The following is a 22333-nucleotide window of genomic DNA, read 5'->3' as shown; positions in this document are numbered from 1 at the left end:
GCTGCTCTCACAGCGCACCGTTGCGGATGGCGTAGGCCACCGCCTGCGTCCGGTTGCGCAGGCCCAGCCGGGCGATGACGTCGTGCAGGACGTTCTTGATCGTGCGTTCAGAGTAGTTGAGGCGCCCCGCCACCTCCGCGGTGCTCAATCCCTCGGCCAGCAGCCGCAGGACCTCCACCTCCCGGGCGGACAGGTCGGACGAACCAGGTTGGTGCCCCGGCAGTGAGCGCAGGCGCTCGACCAGCGCGCGCACCAAGGTGGGCGGCAGCGGCGACTCCCCTTGCAGAGCCCTGCGGCTCGCCCGCACGATGTCGGCGTAACCGACCTCGCCGCGCAGCAGCACACCCACGACTCCCCGGTCGACCGCGTACAACAGATGCCGTTCACTGATCGAGTCCACCACCAGCAGCACCGGCAGTCCCCGTCCCCGGTCCGGCCCGGCGACCTCGTCGACACGTTTGAGCGTCGCCGGGGTGAGCTTCTGTGCCAGCACCAGCGCCACGTCGGCACCGTGCCGATCCTCCCAGGGCACCACGCGCACCCCCGACGCTCCGCGGAGGTAGGCCTGCGCGCCCTCCTCCGTGAGTACGTCGCTCGCCGTCACGGTGAGCGTCACCGGGAGGGCGTCCCGGTCCTCACCTCCGCCCACGGCCCTCATCGCCGGCTCGTCCGGCACGGACGCCAGACGGAACCGGCCGACCGGATCCGGACGCTCCTGTACCGGTGCCTTGACGGCACTTCGTGTCATGTGTGATCACCGAGTTCCCGCAATGCGCGGTCGAGTTCCCGTCGGGAGCTGATGCCCGGCCGTGGAAACACCTTGTACAGATGGGAAGCCACCGTCCGTGGCGAGATGGACCGCTGGTCCGCAATCTTGTGATGGGACATTCCACGCGCGGCCGTCCTGACGATGCGCCGTCCCTGAGTGGTCAGGGCGGTGCCCCGGGCGGCATGCGCTCCGTCACTCGGCGATATCGCCCACCGTGCCGGACCGAGGTTCGTCCCGGCGTGTGGGCCCGCCGCCGCGCGGCCAGGGGTGGAATATGCCAGAGCCCGGAAGAAGCGGCGAGTGAAGCGCACGGTGCGGTCACCGAGGATCAGCCCCGCTTTCTCCGCCAGGTCGAGGGGGCGTGTGCCGCAGAGGTGGGCGTCCGGCTTCATGCCGCCTCTCCGGTTCGTTCGATGGCCTTCCCGCCCGGCACGGAGGCCGCCGGACCGCCGACGGGCCCGCACGACCAGGCGGATCGAGGGCCCGGGCAGCGAGACCATTCCAAACTAGACACGTGCTACGCCCCTGACATCTGTCATTCGACGTGGTCGGCGACAGATCAGGCAGTGGTTCCGGTGACCGTCCCCGTCGGCTCCGGACGTGACCGCGCGAGATCCTCGCGCCAGGGGGTTCGCGGGCGCACTGCTCCGAGTCGTACTCGATGGTGTGCCCTGGTGGCCCGCACAGCTGGATCGCGGAGTGGGCCACCGTGACATCGGCAGTGACTACTTGGCGAGGAAGGTGAGGAGGGCGTTGTTGACTTCCTCGGCGTGGGTCCAGAGCAGGCCGTGGGGGGCGCCGTCGATCTCGATGTAGTCGGCGTGGGGGAGGGCCTTGTGGAAGGGGCGGCCGGTGGAGTCGATGGGGAGGATGTTGTCGGCGGTGCCGTGGAGGATGAGCGCAGGGACGTCGATCTTGGGGATGTCGTTGCGGAAGTCGGTGGGCCACGTCAGCGGGGCGGCCCAGGCGGCGTGGGCGCTGCCGCCGGCGGCGACGTCCCAGCTGTTGCGGACGGCCTCTTCGCTGATGCGGGTGCCGAGGTTTTCGTCGAGGTTGTAGAAGTCGTTGTAGAAGGTGGTGAAGTAGGCGTAGCGGTCGTTCTTGGCGGTGTCGGAGACGCCCTGGAAGAAGGCCTGGTCGTTGGCGCCGGTGGGGTTGTCGTCGGTCTTGAGGAGGAAGGGCTCCAGGGAGGCGAGGAAGGCGGCCTTGGCGATGCGGGCGGAGCCGTAGGTGGAGAGGTAGCGGGCGACTTCGCCGGTGCCCATGGAGAAACCGACGAGGGTGGCGCCGTGGAGGTCGAGTGTTTCGACGAGGGTGTTGAGGTCCGCGGCGAAGGTGTCGTAGTCGTAGCCGGTGGTGGGCTGGCTGGACTGGCCGAAGCCGCGGCGGTCGTAGGTGATGACGCGGTACCCGGCGGCGAGGAGGGCGGTGGTCTGCTTCTCCCAGGAGTGGCCGTCGAGGGGATAGCCGTGGATGAGGACGACGGGTCGGCCGGTGCCGTGGTCCTCGTAGTACAGCTCGATGTCGGTGGTGTTCTCCTGGCCCACGGTGATGTACGGCATGGTGGTGTCCTTTCGGGTGTGGGGCGGTGCGACGGATCCGCACCGCCGGGCGACGGCCCCAGCGTCTCTCGACAGCGAGCACGACCGAATCTGTCTAACGACTTATCTCTTGAATCCCGACCCACAACGCGACCCGCGCGGTGGGCCGGCACACATGGTCCGCCCCCCTGCGGTTCTGCGGGTGTTTCCCGATGACGAGGACGGACCCGGGTCCGTCAACGTGTCACCGGGGCCGCGGTGGCGAGCCCGGCCACGGCCCGGGAACCTGTCGTGCAGTCAAATGACCGATGCTGTTCGGCGCTCCTGCTTCGCCGTGTCCGACTCGGCCAGTTTCTCTCCGGCCTGGACGGCCGGCGGCAGGTCCGGATCGTCAAGGGTTCTGAGGGCCTCGGCCCAAGCCCGCCGTGCGCCCGCCACGTTCCGGGCATCCAGCCGTACGCCGCCGAGCGCCGTCAGTTCCTCCGCCACGTTGCCCCGGCTGCCGGCCAGCCGTATCAGTTCGATGCCCCGTTCGTAGTACGAGGCCGACTGGGCGTAGTCGCGTCGCCGGCGGAACACCTGCCCGATCACTGTCAGGGCCAGTCCCTCACCGTTGAGGTCGTGCAAGTCGTGGAACATCGAGGCGGAGGTGCGCAGGTGCCGCAGGGCCACCTCTGGATCACCGAGTTTCATGCGAGCCATTCCGGCCATGGAGAGAATCGTGGCCTTGAGCCGGCCCGGCTCGGGCCCGCTCAGAAGATCCAAGGCCGCTTCCAGATGGCGCAGGGCACGAAGATGGTCTCCCTGCGTGTGATACACGAGGCCGATGTTCCGCAGGACGTGTGCCAGGTCGGCGGTGGAGTGCAGCTGTCCGACGTGATGACGTGCGTGTTCCAGATGGCGCAGTGCTCCGGGTAGGTCACCGAGGTGGTGCAGCGCGCCGGCCAGGCCGTGGTGGGTCCGCGCCATGCCCACCGGGTCCTCGGCCTTGCGCGCCGCTCCCAGGGCGGCCCGCATGGTGGCGGCCCAGTCGTACCACCATCCCATGCGCTGCTGGCACATCTGCAGGGTCACCGCCAGTTCCCAGGCCATCCGGCTGTCGCCGTGCGCGGCTGTGGTTTCCACCACCGAACGCAGTACCGCACGCTCCCGCGTGTACCAGGCTGTCGCCGCGGCGGCGTCCGGCAGCGGCTCCGGTGTCACGGACGGCAGGGGTGACGGGGGAGCGGCCGGCTGGGGTCCGGGCCGCAGCAGGAGGTTCGCCGCGTGGGCGGTCTGGCGATAATGGTCGTACATACGGGACCGGACGGTCGGCCGGTCCGTCTCGTACTGGGCGGCCAGTTCGGCGGCGTACGCGAGGATCAAGTCGTGGGCCCAGTAACGGTGGCGCCCGCGCACGGTCAGCAGTCTGGCCCGTACGAGTTCGCCTACGGCCTGGGCCGCTTCGTGTGGGCTGATGCCGGCCATGCTGGCGAGGGCGGCGATGGTGACGTCGGGGCCGGGGTGCAGGGGGAGGAGGCGGAAGAGGCGCGCCGCCTGGGAGCCGAGGGTGCGGTAGGACCAGGAGAAGACGCCTCGCACCTCGTTGTCGAGGTTGTCGTCGCTGAAGCCGTCGAGGTTGTGGTCGGTGGCGGACAGTTCGAGGTCGATGTCGTGGAGGGTGCGTTCGGGGTAGGCGGCGGCTCGGGCCGCCACGATGGCGACGGCGAGGGGGAGGCGGCCGCAGCGTTCGACGAGGGGGCGGATCTCGCGGGCGCTGGCGTGCGGGCGGCTGGTGCGGACGCGTTCGAGGAAGGTGGTGGTCGCTTCGGTGGGGGAGGGGACGTCGAGGGTGAGCAGGTGTGCGCCGTGGGCGGCGGCCAGTGCGGTCAGGCGGCTGCGGCTGGTGACGATGACCATGCAGTTGCCGGTCCCGGGCAACAAGGGTCTGATCTGGGCGAGGTCACGTGCGTTGTCGAGGACGACGAGGACGCGGCGGTCGGCCAGGACGCTGCGGTAGAGAGCGGAGCGGGTGTCGGGCGGGGCGGGGATGTGCTGGGGGGCGACGCCCAAGGCGTCGAGGAAGCCCTGGAGGATGTCGGCGGGGTCGGTGGGTTTGCCGTCGGGGGCGAAACCGCGCAGGTCGGCGTAGAGCTGTCCGTCGGGGAAGTCGGAGGCGACCTGGTGGGCGAAGTGCACGGCCAGGGCCGTCTTTCCGATGCCGGGAATGCCGTCGACGGCCAACACTCGCAAAGCTCCCCCACCCCGCGCGGCAAGGACTCGGGCCTGCGCGAGCGCGTCCTCACGTCCCGTGAATCCCGGCAGGCCGGGAGGCAACTGGGCCGGCCGCGCTGTTCTCACCGAAGGCGCGGCGGACGGCCCAGAACCGGCCGGAACCGGTGGGCTGTAGGCGGCGGCTCCCCCGTCTATCTCTGCCTCCGCGGGCGTGACGGTGTCGACGCGCTGCCGCAGAATCCTCTCGTGGGCGGCCCGCAGCTCCGCGCCGGGGTCCACACTCAGTTCCTCCAGCAACCGCAGCCGGATCTCCTCGTACATCGCCAGGGCCTCGGCCTGCTTGCCGTCCGAAGCGAGCACCAGCAGCAGGCGCGCCAGTAGCGCCTCGTCCAGCGGATTGCGCTCCGCGGCCTGCCGCAACGGCAACAACACCGCCTCGGCACGACGGCAGCGCAGCGCCGTGTCCGCTGCCTCGCACACCACCGACACGTATTCGTGCTCCAGCATGACGAAGGCGGGGTGGCTGCCGCTGACCGGTTCCAGATCCGCCGCGCACCGCCCCTGCCAGAGGCCCAAAGCGGTGGTGAACAGTCCCACGGAGCCGGTCGGGTCGCCCGCTGCGTCCGCCTGCCGTGCCTGATCGACCAAGGCGCGAAAGTTCAGCAGGTCGAGGCGGTCAGCATCTACGCGCAGCAGGTATCCACCCGCCTGCCGGGCAAGCCACCGCCCGGGCGACCTTGCGGGCAGGTCCGGTTCCAGGAGCCGGCGTAGTGCTCCGACGTACCGGTGCACCGCGTTGGTCGCACTCGACGGCGGATCACCGTCCCACAGCAGATCGATGAACTCGTGCATCGACACAGGCCGCCCGGCACGCGCCAGGAGGACGGCGAGGATGAGCCGCTGCTGCTTCGGACCGAGCAGCAGCTCGCTGCCGCCCCGCCAGACCCGCACCGGTCCCAGGACCGAGAACTGGATGGCGCCGCCACCTGACTCTCGCGATACCCCTGTCATCGTGCATCTCTCCTTGCCGCCGACCCCGCGCGCCGGCCACCGCGTCACGCACCGGCCGGCGGCGCCGTCCAGTCACGGTCGGCTCGTGTCTTCGATGTGCTGCTCATACAGGCCGTACGGACGGCGGACATCCCCATCCGCGTACATGGCCGTCCAGGAGGTTGCCCGACCGGCGAGCCGTCGCGCTGACGCCCGCCTCCGCCGGCCGTCGGTGGCGGCCGAGCCGGTTCCGACGCGTGCGCGCCGGCTCGCGACAAGGGCTCTGCCCGCCGCGACGAGGCGCGTATCCCGGGTTCCCCTACGGCCGACTGCTCCCGGGACCGGCGCGGATATCGGTGCGGACCTCAGGAACAACCGCCGGGGGCATCGACGTCAGCCAGAGGACGGCGCGTCGGGTCCGGTGGCGGCGGCCCCCTCGCCCCTGCACGGGTACCGGCAGGCAAGGAGGCCCGGGTGACGGAAGGCCCATAACCCGGCCACGAGGCCGGCCATGACCGGGCCGACGGATCCACATCGCGTTTCGCTCCGGGGTCCGGCTGCAGGTCGGCGCTGCCGGAGGCCAGGTCGATGGTCAGGATGTTGCCGTCGGCGACGCTGTCCTGCGCGAAGCGGCTCGTCGCGGACGGCCGGAGAAGACCCTGGACCTCTCCGCAACGCGAAAGACGGCCCGCCGTGCAGGGCGCGGGACGGTCTGCGGAGCAAGGTGCCCGCCTTGGGCGGCTCGACCGGATCGGCCGGAATGTACTCGGTCATGGAGCTCTCCGCATCGTTACGAGGGAGACCCGCCGCCGACTGGCCGGTACCGACGACTTCGGGGACATGTCCACAGCTCCGACCGTCCGCTGGGTTTCCAGGAGGCCGGCCGGATCCGTGCAGGTGGGCCCGGCTGGGTCGCTTGATCACGGCACCCCCAAGCCCCGTCGATGAACGCCATGCGTGTGGCGACAACTTCAATATGGTCGGTCATTTTCATTCTGTCAAACCGGCCCCTCTTGCCGCTTCGGCTCAAATGGATTAAATAAGACAATCTTCTCTCGCTGGCTTTCGGCATACCGGCAGCAGGACCCGACCTCGCGGGGCCGGAGCCGTCTGGCCGGGTTCATGGGCTCACCTCGTAGGCAGGGCCATGACCCTGCTGCCCGCGCTGGCCGCCGACCTCCTCAACATGGACCCGAGCCGGACCACACACGTATCAGGCGCATGGTGTCCAAGGTCTTCGCCCCCCGGCATGTCGAAGGGTTCGGGTGCCGGTCCGACGCACGGCGGACCGGCTGGTCGACTCCCCGTCGGGGCAGAACCAGGCCGACCTGATCCCTTCCTACGCCGCTCCGCTGCCGATCATCGTCATCTGCGACCATGTCGGCGTGCCCCAGGCCCAGCCCCCCGACCTCCGTGCCCGGACCGACGCCCTGGTGCGTACTGATCGGCAACGCGGTCGCTGACTGCCCACCCGAGTGAACTGGCGGCGCTGCGGGGCGATGCTGGCCTGCTGGTCCGGTTGATCGAGGAACTGGCGCCGACGGGCCGGTACTGCTGGCGATCCGCCGCCTCTCCCCACCGAGGACATCGTCATCGGCGGCGTCACCGTCCAGGTCGGCGAAACGGTCCAGCTGTCGCTCGCCGCCGCGCACCGCGACCCGCCCCGCTGCACCGACCCCGACCGGCTGGACATTGCCCGTGACACCACCGGGTACCTGCACTGGGATACAGCATCCACTACTGCCTCGGCGCTCCGCCGGCCCGGATGGAGACGGGCATCACGCTCACCGCGCTCTTCGATCGCTACCCCGGCCTTGCGCGCTCACCGTCCCCACAGAACCTGATCGATGCCCGTACATGCGCTCGCGTGGCCTGCTTGCGCTCCCGGTACGCACAGCGGACTCGTCGGGACGGGCCGACGGCCGCGCGTCGGTCGGATGACCGATGCCCACGCGGCAGAGAGGCGGGAGCGTCGGCCGTATCGAAGCGAACGCAGCCGAAGGGCGCGACATGTCACACCGGCAGAACGGAAACCGCTACTTCGTGGACCTCGGCATCCTCACCTTCGAGATGCACTGTGTCACCGATTCGACGATGGCCCTCACCGTCGTCGAAGGAGGGGGCATACTGCCCGACGGGCACACCGAAACCGTGACCACCACGGTGGCGGAGGTCCGCCCCCACGTGTACCTCACCTCCTGGCGGGAGCAGCGCGGTACCAGGGTCCTCCACCTGGAGGACTTCGAACGCGGGCGGGTGCACTCGCGCATCGCGCTGCCCGGCAGCGCGCCGGTCGCCCACCTCGGGACCCTCACGCACCTGCGCTGAACCGGCCGGGGAAGCGGTCGGCGACGGCGAAGGAAACGACCACGACGGTAGGCTCCGCCCATGGCCGCACCCGACACCGACCCGACCGCGCCGCCCCGCCGCACACGCAACCCGGAACTGCACCGCCGAGCCATTCTGCAGGCCGCCTCACAGGCCTTCGCCGAGCGCGGGTACCACCGGGCCACGCTGCGGGACATCGCCCGGCGCGCCGGCGTCACGCATGGATCGGTGCTGCGTCATTTCGGCAGCAAGGAGAGCCTGTTCCTGGCGGCTGTCCCGGGCACCCGGGACGTCGACGCCCTGGCCGAGGACACCCGAGAGCCACTCGCCGCTCGTATCGCCCGCGGCTACGTACGTCGCATGGAGAGCGCCGACGGCAATGACACGTTCGTTGCGCTGCTGCGCAGTGCCGCCGACGACACCGGCAGCGCCGCCGCCCTGTACGTGGCGATGCAGGAGCGTACAGACGAGGTGTACCGCCGGCTCCTGGACGAGTACGACCTGCGGCACCGGCTTCCGTTTGTCGCCGCCTTGCTCGTCGGCGTCACGTTCAGCCGGTACGTCGTACGAGCCGGAGCCCTGGCGGAGATGAGCGCGGAACACCTGACCGCGGACCTCACCACTTCGCTCGAAGCCCTGTTCCACGGGAATTCCGGCACCGAGGCCCCGCCCGCCGAGCAGGGCCGGGGACGGTAGCGGCCGCGGGGCGTCCACTCTGACCGCGGCAAGACCCATGGGCTGCCTCGACCGCCTCCGGCCGGACCGGCCAGCGCTGGACGAAGGCCGCCGTCTTCGACGTGGCCGTCTCTGTGAGTTCCGCCCCGAAGACGGGAGCGGTGTCGTACAGGATCAGCCCGTCGAGGCGGTCGCGGTGTTCGATGGCGATGTGCAGGGCGACGAAGCCGCCGTGCGAGCGGCCGAGGACGTACGCAGTCGGTGCGCCGACGTCGTCGAGTACGGCTTCGGTCAAGCGCGCGTAGCGGTGCATCGTGCAATCGCCGTCCGGCAACGGGTCCCTGGCGCCGGATCCGACCGGGGCGAGGTGGTACACCAGGGTCAGCCCAGTGTTCCGACGCGAGCATGCGCAGGTGCTCCGTCGTACCCCAGGGCCTCCCGAGTGGACGCCGCCGGCCAGGAACAGGCCGCCGAGCCGGCGCGGGTGACGCGCGCGGCTCGACGAAGCCGGACAAGCGTCAGCGCACACGTCCCAGCAGGGCCACGAGGGCCAGACGTGACTTCTCCTTCGTGCTCAGGGAGATCCGGCCGGCCAGCACCGCTCCGGGCTCCCTCTCGATGATGTCGAGCAGTCCCCGGTAGATGCCCGCCATCGCGCCCACGCACGCCCTGCTGCGACGGTCGAGCAGCGGTAGCAGCTGAAAACCCTCCTGGAACAACGCACGCGCCCTGCTCGCCTCGAATTTGACGAGACCGTCGAAATCCGCGTCGGACGGGACGAAGCCCGTCCCGAAGTCGGCCTCTTCACAGGCGAAGCGTTCGACATCCTCAGCGGGCAGATAGCGTCTGCCCATGGCGGCGTCTTCGCGGACGTCCCGCAGAATATTGGTGACCTGTAGGGCCAACCCCAGCGTGTCGGCGTACTCCTGTCCCTGGTCGGGGTCCGCGCAACCGAAAACCCCGAGAGACAGCCTCCCGATGGAGCCCGCGACGCATCGACAATAGGTGAGGAGATCGTCGAAGCTCTTGTAGTTCCTCTGTTCGACGTCCATCGTGACGCCGTCGATCAATTCGTGAAATGCCCCCAGGGGAATCGGGAAACGCCGAGCCGCGTCCGCGAGGGCCAGGCGGACCGGGTCAGCAGCGTCATCGGGATCCGCGTGCCCCGACATCAGCCCGTCCACCATCGAGCTGACGCGTCCGAGCAGTTCCGTCTTGCGCCGCGTCTCCAGGTCACCGTCGCCTATGTCGTCCACCCGGCGCGCCAACGCGTAAATCGCCGACATGGCACGCCGCTTGGGACCCGGCAACAGCCGGACACCGTAACTGAAGTTCTTCGCCTCTTTGCGTGTCACTTCCTCGCAATGACGGTATGCCGCCCGCACATCGTCCGTCCGGGCACCGGAGAGGTCATCTAATGCAGCCACACTGATCAACTCTTCCGCTGAAGGAAAGGCCCGAGCGCTCACCACCGGAGCTGCCGGACGCGGTACGCCAGACTAGGGCAGTTGCGCCAGACACCGAACCGCGAGTGACCAGAGGTGAAGGAAGTCGTCCCGAACGGCCCGCCGTTGAGGGAGAAGTGAACAGTCCCGCTTGCGTGGTGCTGCGCATACGTGTGACTCGTGGAGCGGCGAGGCAGGCGGCAGCGACCGACTGCTATGTTGCTCCGAGTACATGTGTTGCCGGCGTACGACATGTGCCGTGCCTTGCCCCGGGTCGCCGACGCCGGGTCGCCACCGGGCCGTTGAGCAGGAGGACATATGCCGAACATCGCGGAGAACCTGTCGGCGACGGCGCGGCTCCACCCCGATCACCCCGCACTGCGGTTGGGCGAGATCGTGGTGACGTACGCGGAGCTGGACACTGCTGCCTCCCGCATCGCGGGGACGCTCCGGGCGGAGGGGCTGGCGACCGGTGACCGGGTGTGCGTGATGCTGCCCAACGTCCCGGCGTTCGTGGCGCTCTACTACGGCATCCTGCGCGCCGGCGGAGTCGTCGTCCCGATGAACCCGCTGCTCAAGAAGAGGGAGATCCAGCACTGTCTGACCGACTCGGGTGCGACCCGCCTGTTCGTGTACGAGCACGTCGCACAGGAGGCGACGGCGGCCGCTGCCGAGACAGGTCTCACGGTGACCGCGGTCGGCGCGATGCTGACCCCGGCCGGCGAGCCGGGGCCGATCGCCGCGCCGTCACCCCGGGAGGACGGTGACCTGGCCGCGCTCCTGTACACCTCCGGGACGACCGGAACACCGAAGGGCGCCGCGCTGACCCACGGCAACCTGGGCGGGAACGCAGAGATCCTGGCCGACCACGTCGTCCGGATCACCGACGAGGACGTCATGATGGCGTGCCTGCCGCTCTTCCACGCCTTCGGCCAGACCGGCAGCATGAACTCGGCGATCCGCCGGGGCGCCTGTCTGCTGCTCGTACCCCGTTTCGACGCCGCCCAAGTCCTGTCCATGCTGAGCGAGTTCGGCGTGACCATATTCGTGGCCGTGCCCACGATGTACAACGCGCTGCTGCACGAGCCGCCGGTCACCACCGGCCCCGAGGCAGGTGCCCTGAGAGTGTGTGTCTCGGGCGGAGCCGCCCTGCCGGCCGAGGTGCTCCACGGATTCGAGAAACGCTTCGGCTGCGCGGTGGGAGAAGGCTACGGTCTGTCCGAGACTTCACCGGTGACCACCTTCAACCACCTCGACCGGCCGCGTAAGGCCGGCTCTATCGGCACCCCGATCCAAGGGGTCGAGGTGCGTCTGGTGGACGAGGCCGGACACGGCGTGCCGGCCGGCGAGGTCGGTGAGATCGCCATCCGGGGCCACAACGTCATGGCCGGCTACTGGAACCGGCCCGGGGACACGGCCGAGGCGATCCCGGACGGGTGGTTCCGCAGCGGAGACCTGGCCCGTCAGGACGACGACGGGTACTTCTTCATAGTCGACCGGAAGAAGGACGTGATCATCCGGGGTGGGTACAACGTCTACCCGCGGGAGATGGAGGACGTGCTCTACGAACACCCGGACGTCCTGGAGGCGGCCGTGCTCGGCGTCCCGCACGCGTCCCTCGGCGAGGAGGTCGCCGCGGCCGTCGTCCTCGTGCCGAACGCCCGGGCCACGGCGGAGGAGCTGCGCTCCTTCGTGAAGGCGCGTGTCGCCCTCTACAAGTATCCGCGAGAGATCTGGTTCCTCCCCTCCCTGCCGAAGGGATCCACCGGAAAGATCCTCAAGCGGGAGATCCAGCTCCCCCGATGACCCGTATCCTGCAGCGCTCGAACGACTGACGGCTTCGTGCGGCGCGGAGCGCGCTTCGGGCCAGTCTGACTGTGCGGTATGGGAAGGCCAGGCACCGCGTGTGCGGTGCCTGGCCGTTGGGATGTGCGGCGTGGTGGGGCGTCAGCCCGGGCGGCTCTTGCGGCCGGATCCTTTTCGCGGATCCCGAAGGACGGGGTCTTCCCGTCAGGGGCGGTCGGCGGCGGCACGGCCGTAGCGCCGCTGGAAGCGCTCCACCCGGCCCGCGGTGTCCACGACGCGTGAGGTGCCGGTGTAGAAGGGGTGGCTCGCCGAAGAGATCTCGACGTCGACGACCGGATACCTGGTGCCGTCTTCCCACTCGACAGTCCGCCGGGTGTCGATGGTGGAGCGGGTGAGCAGCTGGAAGCCTGCCGCGCGGTCGCGGAAGACGACGGGGCGGGAGACGGGGTGGATGCCGTGCCTCATGGGGGTATTCCTCCTCGGTGGGAGTGCGTTCATCGCCGGGGTCGGCGCGCGCGGGGTCAGCGTTCTTCGCGGAAGAGAACGTGCTCGCCGGCCACCGGATCGTACTTGCGCAGGACCAGCCGGTCGGGATCGTTCAGACGGTTCTTGCGGGTCACGTAGGTGACTGCGGTGCCGGCCGTCGACTTCAGCTTGACGATGGGGCGTGTGGTGCTGCGTGCCATGAGGAACTCCTTCCGCCGACCACCCGAGCTGATTGACTCGCGCATGTCAGACGGTTCTCCCAACACCACCGCCCGGTGATGCATTCCCGCCGCCATCACCCTCCGCGAGCGCCGATCGCCGCCCTCTGCCGGGCCGCCCGCACCGCCGCTGACAGGCATCGGCTGCCGGCCGGCGGCACGCCCTGGCGCTCAGAACCGGGCGGGCAGGGTGTCCAGGGCCTTGACCGCCTCACTGGTGAAGTCGGCAGTGGCTGCGGGCTGTTCGGTCGCCCACCACACGTGTCCGTCAGGTCGCAGCAGTGCCGCGGTCACGCCGGTCCAGTGGTCCCCGCCCGTGGCGGACAGCCGGCTGCGGTGGACCGCGACGCCGGCCGTCGCCGCCCGTTCGGCCACCTCGCCGGAGACCGGGGTGTCACCCGTGGTCAGCAGCACCGGACGTCCGTCGCGCAGCAGCGGGAGGACGCCCTGGCCTTCGGGGTCGTAGGCCCGGACGCCGGTGAGGGGGTGGGCGTCCGCCTCAGCCGGCGGGTAGGCCGTGTCGAGTCCCGAGAGCTTGCCGGCCAGCATCCTGGAGAAGTGCGGCTCGTCGGCGATCGCGTTGCTCAGCAGGGACCGCAGTGCGGTCACGTCCGGGGTGAGACCTGTGATCAGCGCGCTCTGCGCCAGCGTGTGCTCCGCGAGTTCCTCGCCCACCGTGTGCCGTTCCGAGTGATAGGTGTCGAGCAACTCCGAGCCGGCCCTGCCCTGGGCGACGGCGGCCAGTTTCCAGCCGAGGTTCATGGCGTCCTGGAGCCCGACGTTGAGACCGACCCCGCCCGCGGGGAAGTGGCTGTGCGCGGCGTCCCCGGCCAGCAGTACACGGCCGGCGCGGTAGGACGCTGCCAGGCGCGTCGCGTTGCCGAAGCGGGTCAGCCAGGACGGGGCGCGCATGCCGAAGTCGGTGCCGGCGATGCGCCGTGCGGCGTCCCGGAGTTCGTCCAGCGTGAGCGGCTCGCGGTGCTGGTTGAGCGGGTCATACCCGGTGACGCGGTACCTGCCGTGCGTGAGCGGTACCACCAGGAGGCGACCGGCCTCGTTCAGGGCCTGGAACCCGGCCGGCGGCGGACTGTCCAGCACGACCTCGCCGAGGTATCCGTATGCAGAGGTCTCGGTCCCGGGGAAGTCGACGCCCGCTTGCCGTCGCACGGTGCTGCGGGTGCCGTCGGCGCCGACGGCGTACTGAGCGGTCACCTCGTAGGTGCCTGCGGGGCCCCGGACCTGGAGCGTGACGGCCGCGTCGTCCTGTGTCAGGGAGACCACCTCGTGACCCCGCCGGACCTCCGCGCCCAACTCGACCGCGTACCGCTCCAGCAGTTCCTCGGTGGCCGACTGGGGGAAGGCCAGCATGAACGGGAAGGGTGTGGGCAGCGCCCGGAAGTCCAGACGGTTGTCCAGCATGCCGAAATGCCAGTTCGGCACAGGCCGGCCGCCTGCCAGGATCTCCTCGTGACGTCCGCGCATGGCGAGTACTTCGATCGTGCGGGGATGCACGCCCAGGGCCTTGGAATGCGGGCTGCGGTGTTCGCCCTGCTCCAGGACGAGGGGGCGTACGCCCGCGAGGGCCAGTTCGTGAGCGGTCCACAGGCCGACGGGGCCGCCGCCGACGATGACCACTGGGTGACGCGTGGGCTCCCTGTCTTCGGACACGCCGTCTCATCTCCTGGCCAGTAGATGCGCCGTCCGGTCCTAATAACCAGACGGTCATTAGGATGTTACGGCTCCGGTGCCATAATGACCAGCTGGTCATTTGAGGGTGCGCCTACTCAGTGCACAGGCCGGCCCGCCTCGGCGCCCAGGTTGCGGATCCGGCCGCCCGCACACATCGCTTAAGTCATGTGGCCGATGCCGACGCCGTGGGGCGCCCGCACAGTGGGGTGAAGGGCCGAGCGACGGCGCATGCGTCGGACCACGTGTGCCGAACCGCTCCCTGCCGAGCAACAAGAACCATGAAGGAGTACGAGCATGAGTGATCTCGTCGAACTGGCGATCAAGGCACATGGAGGGCTGGAGCAGTTCAGCCGCTTCTCCTCGCTGACCGCCAAGCTGCATCAGGGCGGTGTCCTGTGGGGCCTCAAGGGCAAGCCCACGGTCCTGGAGGACTGCCACGTGCGAGTCGACCTCACACGCGAGCGGGTGTCCCACTGGCCGTTCGCGCCGACCCCGAACCACTCCGTCTTCACTCCGGACCGGGTCACGATCGAGACCCCGGACGGCGAGGTGGTCGAGGAACTGAACGAGCCCCGCAAGTCGTTCGCGGGCTACGAGATGGAGACGCCCTGGAGTGACGCGCAGGTCGCTTACTTCAGCGGGTACACGATGTGGACCTACCTCACGTCACCCTTCATCTTCAAGCAGCCGGGCGTGACGGCCGAGGAGATCGAACCGTGGCAGGAGAACGGTGAGGAGTGGCGGCGCCTGCGGGTCGTCTTCCCGGACACCATCGCGACGCACAGCGAGGTCCAGACGTACTACTTCAACGAGAGCGGACTTCTCGTCCGACACGACTACGAGGTGGACATCCAGGGCAGCAATCCCGCGGCCCGCTACCTCATCGACCCGGTGCAGGTCCAGGGGATCACGCTGCCGTCCAAGCTGCGTATCTACCCGCGTCAGCCGGACAACACCCCGGCGCCGGAACCGCTGATCGTCTCCGTCGACCTGTCCGACTACCGCTTCGAGTGAGCACCGGCCCGGCAAGCTGACAACGCTTCTCACCAAGCCGCTGACTGCCCCGTCGCGGCTCCGGCCGGGCTTACCGACCGTGGCCGGGACCGGGCCCCGGGTTGCCGCCGCTGTGCCGGATCAAGGTATGTGATACATGTGTCGGTGCCACCTGTGCCTTCCGTGATACGTATGCCATCGCGGAGCCCCGAACCGACCTGGAGAAGCGCGTGCCAGCCTCACCCATTGCCGTGTTCCAGCGCCTCAGCGCTTCCCAGGCGCCCACCAAGACCCCCGCCCTGTTCGGCACCGTGCATGTACTGGGCGCGGGAATCGGGGGACTGTTCGCCGCCAGGGTCCTCTCCGACCACGCGGAGCGTGTCGTCGTGATCGACCCCGACGCGGGAGTGCGAGACATCGGCGGTGCCCCACGCCCGGGCGTACCTCAGGGGTCCCAGGTCCACACCCTGAGCCCCGGGGGCCTCCGGCAGTTGGAGCGGTGGTATCCCGGAGCCGCGCGCCAGGCCGAGGCCCGGGGAGCGGTGCTGCCGGGGCCGGGCCGGAGCGCGTCGTACGTGGACGGGGTCCAGCAGGTCAGCACCCCCAACGTGGACTTCCTCATCTGTACCCGGCCCTTCCTCGAGGGGCTGATACGCGAACGCACCCTGGACCTGCCGAACGTCGAGCTGGTTGCCGGTCGCGTCACGGGTCTGGTCTACGACGGTCAACGCGTCGTGGCGGTGAGGTACTCGACCGAGGCGGGCGAGGTTGTCCAAGCCGGCGACTTCTTTGTGGACGCCACCGGTCGCGGCAGCCGTATGGCCGACTGGCTGGAGGCGGGGGAGTGGCCCCGGCCGCGAATGGAGCGGCTCAGCGTCGATGTTCGCTATGTCACGGCTCATTTCGAGCGCTCACCCGACTGGGCCGGTCCGCTCAGCGGCATCACGCGCTACAGTCCGCGGTTCGCGTCCGGCCGGTTTGCCGGGGCCGCGGTGAACGCCGTCGAAGACCAGCGATGGGCCGTCATGCTCGCCTCCTACGGCGACGATCCGCAGGTGTCGGACGCCGAAGGCTTCCGGGCTCGGTGCGCCGAGCTGCAGCCGGTCTACCAGGAAGCCGTAAAGGGCCGGCTGATCGGGGAGCTCGCGCCCTTCCGCCACCCCGACAACCGCTGGCGCCACTTCGCAGCCCTCGATCGTTTCCCGGCCCGCTTGGTCGTGACCGGGGAGGCTGTGGCGTCGTTCAACCCGGTCTACGGCCAGGGCATGAGTTCCGCGATGTTGCACGCGTCGTGCCTGTCGGAGTACTTGTGCGGTGGGCCGGACCTCGACATCCCTGCCCGGTACTTCTTCGAGCTGCAACATGTGGTGGTCGCCGCCGCATGGCAGACGTCGGCGACAGCGGATGCCGCACGCCTGGGCCTGGCCGGGCGCCCGGCCTCCGAGCGACAGCGCCGCACCGCCTGGGCGATGCGGCACATCATGGCCGCGGTGGTTCACGACAGCCAGGTGGCCGAGGCCTTCCGCGACGTGAGCTTCATGGTCGCGCATCCGGCGACACTGCTCGCACCTGACCTCGTACGACGTGCGGCGCGGGCCAACGGTGTGCCGGACGAGGAGTTCTTCCGCGAGTACGGGCCCGCCACCGACGTCGCCTGAGCGTTCGTCCCGGAGCGGCGGCGTGGCCGTCCGCCGCCCGGACCGCGGACTCCGATGCCTGGACGGTTCGGCGGTAAGCGGCAGGGGAGACATCCAGCTTGGCGTTCATGAGCCGGCGCAGTGAGGCCACGGTGGCGAAACCGATCTCGGTGGTGATCTGGTTGATCGGCAGGTTGCTGAACTCCAGGAGGTCACGCGCACGGGCAAGACGCTGCTTGATGAGCCACTGGCGTGGCGTCGCACCGGTCTCATCACGGAACCGGCGGCTGAAGCGACGAACTCGTAGCAGCGGTCGGCCGCACCTGACGGGGCCGCATACACGCATACCGCAAGCCCATCACAGAGCACACCGCCACCCTCGGCATCGACAACGCGGGAAGGGAGACCAGATGTCTGCACCGCCCACCACGGTCTCGACCGCTGCGTCGGCCTGGCCGATCGAGTCGTGACAGATCCGGCGATCCTTGAAAGAGAACCGGCGAACATCTTCGCCCCGGATGCCACGGTCAACATCACCGGAACGCCGGTGACGGGCTTCGAAGCGATCCTCGGCTTTACCGTCAGTTCGTCACGATGCGCGCCGAGTCGCGGCACCTGTGGCAGACCACGGCCGATCCGGACGGCACGCTGCGGGCCGAGTGGGCCGCCTAGTTCCGCACCCCCGACGGCCGTATCGGCGCTGTCGCGGGTGCCGAGATCGCCGAAATGAACGAGGAGGGACTGATCATCTCCCTGGTGAACGCGTACACCGTTACTCCTACCGTCCAGCGCCAAGCCCGTTTCCTCCGGGCGGAGGACTGCGACAAGTGTCGTTGATTGAGAGGCCCTTGACCCTGGAAGAGGGGTCGGCGGCGCGGTCGGCGTGTTTCCGGGCGACAGCGCAAGGGGGCGGTAGCAGTGACAAGGGCTCGTGGCACAGCGGCGGTCGTCGTCGTGGGCATCGTGCTTCTGACGGCGGCGCGCAGCCGCGGCAGCGGTGGTGACGACGCGGTGCCGGAGCCTTCCGCGACGCCGACACCGCCGCGCACGCCCCCTCGGCCGCCGCGCACCCCGTCGAGGCGGACGCCTACGACCTCAAGGTGTCTGCGCCAAAGGCGGTCCCGCCACGCTTCTGAACGGGCCAGCCGGCCTACCGGGAGCAAGGGGCCCCTGACGAAGACGGAGTGGCTGCATCCGTCCCTCGGGGCATTCTGGAAAGCCCTGGCCCTGGGCGAACACCGGGAAGTCGTAGCTACGCGGGGCCGAAGCGATGCCTCACACCTGGCTCATTCGGCCCAGCGCCCGACCGCGGTCAGCCACGCGATGCCCGGGTTCAACCATGCGGGGAACCTCTGCGTCATCGCCTCGAAGTACTCCCCCCGGCTGGTGGCACTGGCGAAAACCTCTGCGGCCGCACGCAGGTAATCGCGAGTGTCGTCAATGATGGACGCCGGATCATCACGATCGGGATTCTTGTGCCCGGCCACGATGGTGGTCGGGTTGACGGCGGCCACGGCGTCGATCGCCCTGAGCCAACTGTCGATGCCGTGGGCGCCGGCCTCGGCGAGGTATTGGTGCACCTGGTTGTAGATGACGTCGCCACTGACGACCAGGTCCAAGGACGGCACGTGCAGGAACGTCGTGTGCTCGGTGTCGGTGTGCCCGGCGGCATGGGGAACGAGCGGCTGCCCGTCCACCTGGAGGCCGCCTTCCGGGACGGCCTCGGCGATGACAGGGGTGTCGCCGATCAGGCCGGGGAACGCTGCTCCCCAGAACGGGTTCGGCAGACCGCCGGGGGTGGTCCGCTCCATCTCCGCGATCGTCTCGGCCGTGGCCCACACCTTCAGGTCCGGGAACTGGTCACGAACGGGCGCCGTCGCATACCAGTGGTCGCCGTGCGCATGCGTGACGTAGACGCCGGTGATCGTGCGATTGAAACCGGCGGCCCATGTGGCGACGGCGGCCCCCTGCTCCGTTGTCAGCCCCGGGTCGACCAGGACGGCCTCGCGTGGACCGTAGATGAGAGTCGTGGACAGCGGAGACCACAGCAACGGGCCGCCGTCCGGCCGGGGAGGCAGGGCGGTCGGCGCCAACGGTTGAAGCGGACTGACGTGTACGGCATAGGCCAAGGACGTCATGGGATTCCTCTCACCTGATGAAAACGGGTGAACTCACCCAGACCTCGCCTGGGTGTGTAGCTGAGCATGTGCGAGATGCCTGCTTCGAGCCGGCCGCACTGATCCTGTGTCGCGGAGTGGAGGGGAACGGGCGCTACCGCGTTCCCCTCCTTGCGAGTCATCCACAACCCGCTGTCCCTCATCCTGCTGCCACCACGGTCGGAAACGGCTGTGCAGAGACAGGAACGAGCCCTTGGGGCAGCGTTTTTGCCTCAACACACGCGACGGCAGGTTCCGGGCATCCCCCAGCCGAGCCACGAGTGGACGGCCATCTTCAACAGGCCGAAACCAGAGCCTTCGAAGGCATGCACGGCGCCGCGTCCCCAGGAGGGCAGCCGATGATCATCCGCACCAGCGCCCCCACTCCGGCAACCGACGCGATGTGGCAGATGCTGCAGGCACAGGAGTGCGTCGTTTTGTGCACGGGCCTGGCGTGACCCACCGCAGCCGAGATCGGTGCCGCAGCCGCCGGCGGAAAACTCAGGCTGTCCTGGCCCGAGCACTGTTCCGCTGACCTCCGCCCGCCCCAGCGCGGGACGACGCACGGGCCTCGCCCGACCGGACTCCGCGCAGTCACGCTACTTGCGAAGAGCCGCGCCCTACACCCACCGCATCCCCAGCTCGGACAACTCCTCAACCCGCTCGGGCGCGAGCCGCGCGCGGCGGGCGCGGCTGTTGGCGATGAACACCCCCAGCGCGCACGCATCACCCTCAACTTCCTCGACGTGCCGGTGAGGCACCTCCAGATGCCCCTCCCGCCGCTGGTACTGGCGGGCAGCCGCCAGGTTCGCCGCCCATACCTGCGCCCGCGTACGCCGCGGCACCGCGACGTCCTTCTCACCGTCCTGCAGCGGTCCGAGCCCGAGCGCTTCCCGTAGCAGCCACTGCTGCGCCGCCCCCAGCGTGTCCCACTGACGCCGCTGGGACACCGCCCACCGCCCCAGATCCTCCCCCTGCACCACCAGACACCCTGACTTCTCCGGCAGTACCTCACCGCTGCGCACGTGCAGCCTGGCGAGATAGAAGCACCGCTGCCACGACACCGACCAGGACGGACACCACGACGGATCGATGTTCTCCAAGGCCCGCCGCCGCTGCGCTTCCTGCCCGCCCTTGTCCTGCCGCACAGCGGCCCGCTGGTTCTTCAGCCACAGCCCCAACGGATAGCCCTCCCACATGGCATCAGCCGGCGCCAGCAGATGCCCGTGCTCAGCCGCCCACCCCCGTGCCGCCGACAGCCCCTCGGCGAACGCGACCTCGGCGTGTGCCCAGATCATGCCGAGCTCATCCAGCTGCCCCACCCGCTCCGCATCCAGCTCCCCGCGATTGCGCGTACTGCGTTGCCGGGCGATCCACACTCCCAGAGCAAACCCGTCCGGAGTCCGGTACTCGTACGGCACCGCCAGATCACCATGGTCACTACGGTAGGCGAGCGCAGCGGCCAGGCCCCGCCGCCAGAACTGCGTCTCCGGCTGCAGCACCCGCAGACTGATGAACGCGGCCAACTGTGCCGGATCCCGCGGCCGGGAGAACGACAACAACTCCGCGGCAGCCCGGCTCACCTCACCGGATGCCTGGACCGCCCCCCCGGCTGCTTCGCCGCCTGCCACCTGGACAGCAGCCAGTTGCTCCACGGCCTGGGCGTCATGAGCCCTCAGCGCCGTGAGAACCTTCACCAGCTCCCCATAAGCCCGAGAGACCAGCATCTCGTCAGGCTGCTCACCAGGGCCGAGGAAGACCGGCACCACCAGAGAGGCGACCTTGCCCTCCCCAGGCTGCATCCGAAGCGCCCGCCCCACCGCCTGGACGACGTCAACAGCCGACCCCCGCACATCCGCGAAGACGACCGCATCGCACTCCTTGGTATCCACCCCCTCACCCAGCACTCGCACAGACGACAGCACCCGCACCCACGCCGCCGCCCCCAGATCAACCTCCGGCTCCGACGCGAACTTCTCCAGCACACGCCCCCGGTGCGCAGGCTTGTGCTCCCCACACAGCCAGTCAGCCCACACCGCATCCGGCTCCGCATACAGCTCCGGGTCGCTCTCCCACAACTCCTTCGCCACCGCGCCAAGACCGCTGGAGAACGCCTCGGCCTCACTGGTGCGGTAATGAAACGTCAGCAGCCGCCTCAGCCTCCGCTCCGCGGCAGCCTTCATCACCGCCGTCTGCAAAGCCGCCAGCCGCACACCCCGAAGCTGTGCCGTCCTCCCCACCCCCCCGGCCAACTCGGCCACCGACAGTCCAGGATCCGCGATGTCGACACACACCACCTGATACCGAGCGATCAACCCCCGCTCAATCGCCTCCGACAACGACAACCGATACACCACCGGACCGAACACGGTCTCGTCATCCATCGACGCAACCAGCTCACCACCCTCCGCCTCCTCCCGATCCGCCACCTCCCACAGCCGCGGCGTAGCCGTCATGTACAACCGCCGCAACGCCGGCACCCGCGCATTGTCATGAACCCCCGCCCATGCCTTGCCCAATGCCCCTGACGTCCGATGCGCCTCATCCACCACCACCAGATCCCAGGCATTTAGCCCGGAGCGATGACTCCGCTCCAGGACCCCCAACCCCAACGAGGCATAGGTGGCAAAGACCGTCACCGACTCCAGCCCGGAAACCCACCCCATCAACTCCGCCTCATCGGTGGTGCACTGAAGAACCTGCGCACCCTCACCCGACAGCGAACAGGCACCGAACATCGGGCCCCGGCGCCCCGCCTCCCGCCACACAGACACCGTCTGCGCCAACAGCCCGAGCGTGGGGACCAGCACGAGCACCCGCCGTGCACGCAGAGCCCGCGCCGCGTGCACGGCGATCAGACTTTTGCCCGTTCCGGTAGCGGCGACAACCTGGGCTCGCACACCACCCGATGACCCTCCGTCAGGAACGCGCTCCAAGGCCCGCACCACCGCGTCAACAGCCTCGACCTGATGAGGACGAAGCGTCCACCGAGTCGACACAGCACATCACCTCTCACCCCGGGGCCACCCGCCAGAGGCACTACCCGCTAAGCGTAGAATTTATCCGCATCCATTTTTGATTGCACCACTCCGGGGAGCGAGCTTCCACCCCCACTATGGCAGGATCGTCATCGACACTGTGCGACCTCGGACAAGACACCTCGGCCCTGAGTACAGGTGGAGGATAATGCCCAACACCCCGGCCCTAGCGCCCCGTAGCCAGCCGCCCGCGTAGCAGGCCAGGCTTGGAGGCGAAGCCGGAAAGCCAAAGGCAGGGGAGCGAAGCGGACCTGCCGAACCGGGCTGCGGAGCAGCCCGGTTGATTGGGGGCCGAGCGAAGCTGGCCCCCAATCAACACTTCGTCATGCAACCCCCGCGAAGCGGGGG

General features: G+C 69.3%; 17 protein-coding genes and 1 pseudogene. 6 read left to right on the top strand and 12 right to left on the bottom strand.

The features are described from left to right. Positions 1 to 7: 7 nt before the first annotated feature. From AB0M11_RS33750 to AB0M11_RS33735, 4 genes are all read right to left on the bottom strand, one after another. Positions 8 to 748 (bottom strand): response regulator transcription factor, encoded by a 741-nt coding sequence (locus tag AB0M11_RS33750; protein ID WP_365711936.1) that lies wholly within the window; start codon positions 746 to 748, stop codon positions 8 to 10. Beyond that, complete coding sequence (locus tag AB0M11_RS33745) at positions 745 to 1161, bottom strand: LuxR C-terminal-related transcriptional regulator (protein ID WP_365711935.1); 417 nt, start codon at positions 1159 to 1161, stop codon at positions 745 to 747. Before AB0M11_RS33745 ends, AB0M11_RS33750 begins: the two co-directional genes overlap by 4 nt. Positions 1162 to 1494: 333 nt before the next feature. After that, positions 1495 to 2331: an alpha/beta hydrolase gene (locus tag AB0M11_RS33740; RefSeq protein WP_365711934.1), complete on the bottom strand. Its 837-nt coding sequence runs from the start codon at positions 2329 to 2331 to the stop codon at positions 1495 to 1497. A gap of 276 nt (positions 2332 to 2607) precedes the next feature. Next, complete coding sequence (locus tag AB0M11_RS33735; RefSeq protein ID WP_365711933.1) at positions 2608 to 5535, bottom strand: BTAD domain-containing putative transcriptional regulator; 2928 nt, start codon at positions 5533 to 5535, stop codon at positions 2608 to 2610. A gap of 1244 nt (positions 5536 to 6779) precedes the next feature. Here AB0M11_RS33735 and AB0M11_RS33730 point away from each other — a divergent pair. The 3 genes from AB0M11_RS33730 to AB0M11_RS33720 all read left to right on the top strand — a co-directional run bounded on the left by AB0M11_RS33730 (position 6780) and on the right by AB0M11_RS33720 (position 8538). Further along, positions 6780 to 6977: a hypothetical protein gene (locus tag AB0M11_RS33730; protein WP_365711932.1), complete on the top strand. Its 198-nt coding sequence runs from the start codon at positions 6780 to 6782 to the stop codon at positions 6975 to 6977. Positions 6978 to 7524: 547 nt separating this feature from the next. After that, positions 7525 to 7842 carry a hypothetical protein gene (locus AB0M11_RS33725; RefSeq protein ID WP_365711931.1) on the top strand — a complete coding sequence of 106 codons (318 nt, stop codon included), beginning with the start codon at positions 7525 to 7527 and terminating at the stop codon, positions 7840 to 7842. Positions 7843 to 7902: 60 nt separating this feature from the next. Beyond that, the gene (locus AB0M11_RS33720; RefSeq protein WP_365711930.1) at positions 7903 to 8538 is read left to right on the top strand and encodes a TetR family transcriptional regulator; all 636 of its coding nucleotides are present in this window, start codon (positions 7903 to 7905) and stop codon (positions 8536 to 8538) included. Here AB0M11_RS33720 and AB0M11_RS33715 read toward each other — a convergent pair. Together AB0M11_RS33715 and AB0M11_RS33710 are read right to left on the bottom strand one after the other, a co-directional pair. Further along, the gene (locus tag AB0M11_RS33715) at positions 8459 to 8893 is read right to left on the bottom strand and encodes an alpha/beta hydrolase (protein ID WP_365711929.1); all 435 of its coding nucleotides are present in this window, start codon (positions 8891 to 8893) and stop codon (positions 8459 to 8461) included. The genes AB0M11_RS33720 and AB0M11_RS33715 overlap by 80 nt on opposite strands. A gap of 142 nt (positions 8894 to 9035) precedes the next feature. Beyond that, positions 9036 to 9944, bottom strand: a complete 909-nt coding sequence (locus AB0M11_RS33710; protein WP_365711945.1) for a squalene/phytoene synthase family protein — start codon at positions 9942 to 9944, stop codon at positions 9036 to 9038. 336 nt (positions 9945 to 10280) lie between these two features. Here AB0M11_RS33710 and AB0M11_RS33705 point away from each other — a divergent pair, with 336 nt between their 5' ends. Then, positions 10281 to 11768, top strand: a complete 1488-nt coding sequence (locus AB0M11_RS33705) for a long-chain fatty acid--CoA ligase (protein WP_365711928.1) — start codon at positions 10281 to 10283, stop codon at positions 11766 to 11768. A gap of 204 nt (positions 11769 to 11972) precedes the next feature. On the opposite strand, the gene AB0M11_RS33700 is transcribed toward AB0M11_RS33705, so the two are convergent. From AB0M11_RS33700 to AB0M11_RS33690, 3 genes are all read right to left on the bottom strand, one after another. After that, complete coding sequence (locus AB0M11_RS33700; protein ID WP_365711927.1) at positions 11973 to 12233, bottom strand: type B 50S ribosomal protein L31; 261 nt, start codon at positions 12231 to 12233, stop codon at positions 11973 to 11975. A 56-nt stretch (positions 12234 to 12289) separates the two neighbouring features. Continuing rightward, the gene (gene rpmG, locus AB0M11_RS33695) at positions 12290 to 12454 is read right to left on the bottom strand and encodes a 50S ribosomal protein L33 (RefSeq protein WP_365711926.1); all 165 of its coding nucleotides are present in this window, start codon (positions 12452 to 12454) and stop codon (positions 12290 to 12292) included. A gap of 189 nt (positions 12455 to 12643) precedes the next feature. Next, a complete protein-coding gene (locus tag AB0M11_RS33690; RefSeq protein ID WP_365711925.1) occupies positions 12644 to 14140 on the bottom strand; it encodes an FAD-dependent monooxygenase in 1497 nt (498 codons plus the stop codon). A 315-nt stretch (positions 14141 to 14455) separates the two neighbouring features. Here AB0M11_RS33690 and AB0M11_RS33685 point away from each other — a divergent pair, with 315 nt between their 5' ends. Both AB0M11_RS33685 and AB0M11_RS33680 read left to right on the top strand, forming a co-directional pair. Then, positions 14456 to 15175, top strand: coding sequence for a hypothetical protein (locus AB0M11_RS33685; protein WP_365711924.1), 720 nt, complete (start codon positions 14456 to 14458; stop codon positions 15173 to 15175). 209 nt (positions 15176 to 15384) lie between these two features. Next, entirely contained in the window at positions 15385 to 16812 is a 1428-nt protein-coding gene (locus tag AB0M11_RS33680) for an FAD-binding monooxygenase (protein WP_365711923.1), read from the top strand. Between the two features lie 79 nt (positions 16813 to 16891). Here AB0M11_RS33680 and AB0M11_RS33675 read toward each other — a convergent pair. The 3 genes and pseudogenes from AB0M11_RS33675 to AB0M11_RS33665 all read right to left on the bottom strand — a co-directional run. Beyond that, positions 16892 to 17137: pseudogene (locus AB0M11_RS33675) on the bottom strand (helix-turn-helix domain-containing protein); the annotation flags it as partial. A 940-nt stretch (positions 17138 to 18077) separates the two neighbouring features. Next, positions 18078 to 18929 (bottom strand): MBL fold metallo-hydrolase, encoded by an 852-nt coding sequence (locus AB0M11_RS33670; RefSeq protein WP_365711922.1) that lies wholly within the window; start codon positions 18927 to 18929, stop codon positions 18078 to 18080. Positions 18930 to 19567: 638 nt separating this feature from the next. Continuing rightward, positions 19568 to 21946: a Helicase associated domain protein gene (locus AB0M11_RS33665; protein ID WP_365711921.1), complete on the bottom strand. Its 2379-nt coding sequence runs from the start codon at positions 21944 to 21946 to the stop codon at positions 19568 to 19570. Between the last annotated feature and the right edge of the window lie 387 nt (positions 21947 to 22333).

Source organism: Streptomyces sp. NPDC051987 (genome assembly GCF_040680735.1).
In the GTDB taxonomy this organism is placed as follows: Bacteria; Actinomycetota; Actinomycetes; order Streptomycetales; family Streptomycetaceae; genus Streptomyces.
The sequence above is the reverse complement of the archived record's forward strand: the minus strand, read 5'-3'. Positions and strand labels throughout refer to the sequence as shown.

Excerpts from the sequence above, each read along its gene's own strand:
- AB0M11_RS33740 (WP_365711934.1), bottom strand. The coding sequence starts at position 2,331 with ATGCCGTACATCACCGTGGGCCAGGAGAACACCACCGACATCGAGCTG.
- AB0M11_RS33685 (WP_365711924.1), top strand. The coding sequence starts at position 14,456 with ATGAGTGATCTCGTCGAACTGGCGATCAAGGCACATGGAGGGCTGGAG.
- AB0M11_RS33705 (WP_365711928.1), top strand. The coding sequence starts at position 10,281 with ATGCCGAACATCGCGGAGAACCTGTCGGCGACGGCGCGGCTCCACCCC.
- rpmG (WP_365711926.1), bottom strand. The coding sequence starts at position 12,454 with ATGGCACGCAGCACCACACGCCCCATCGTCAAGCTGAAGTCGACGGCC.
- AB0M11_RS33720 (WP_365711930.1), top strand. The coding sequence starts at position 7,903 with ATGGCCGCACCCGACACCGACCCGACCGCGCCGCCCCGCCGCACACGC.
- AB0M11_RS33745 (WP_365711935.1), bottom strand. The coding sequence starts at position 1,161 with ATGAAGCCGGACGCCCACCTCTGCGGCACACGCCCCCTCGACCTGGCG.
- AB0M11_RS33725 (WP_365711931.1), top strand. The coding sequence starts at position 7,525 with ATGTCACACCGGCAGAACGGAAACCGCTACTTCGTGGACCTCGGCATC.
- AB0M11_RS33700 (WP_365711927.1), bottom strand. The coding sequence starts at position 12,233 with ATGAGGCACGGCATCCACCCCGTCTCCCGCCCCGTCGTCTTCCGCGAC.
- AB0M11_RS33750 (WP_365711936.1), bottom strand. The coding sequence starts at position 748 with ATGACACGAAGTGCCGTCAAGGCACCGGTACAGGAGCGTCCGGATCCG.
- AB0M11_RS33735 (WP_365711933.1), bottom strand. The coding sequence starts at position 5,535 with ATGACAGGGGTATCGCGAGAGTCAGGTGGCGGCGCCATCCAGTTCTCG.
- AB0M11_RS33670 (WP_365711922.1), bottom strand. The coding sequence starts at position 18,929 with ATGACGTCCTTGGCCTATGCCGTACACGTCAGTCCGCTTCAACCGTTG.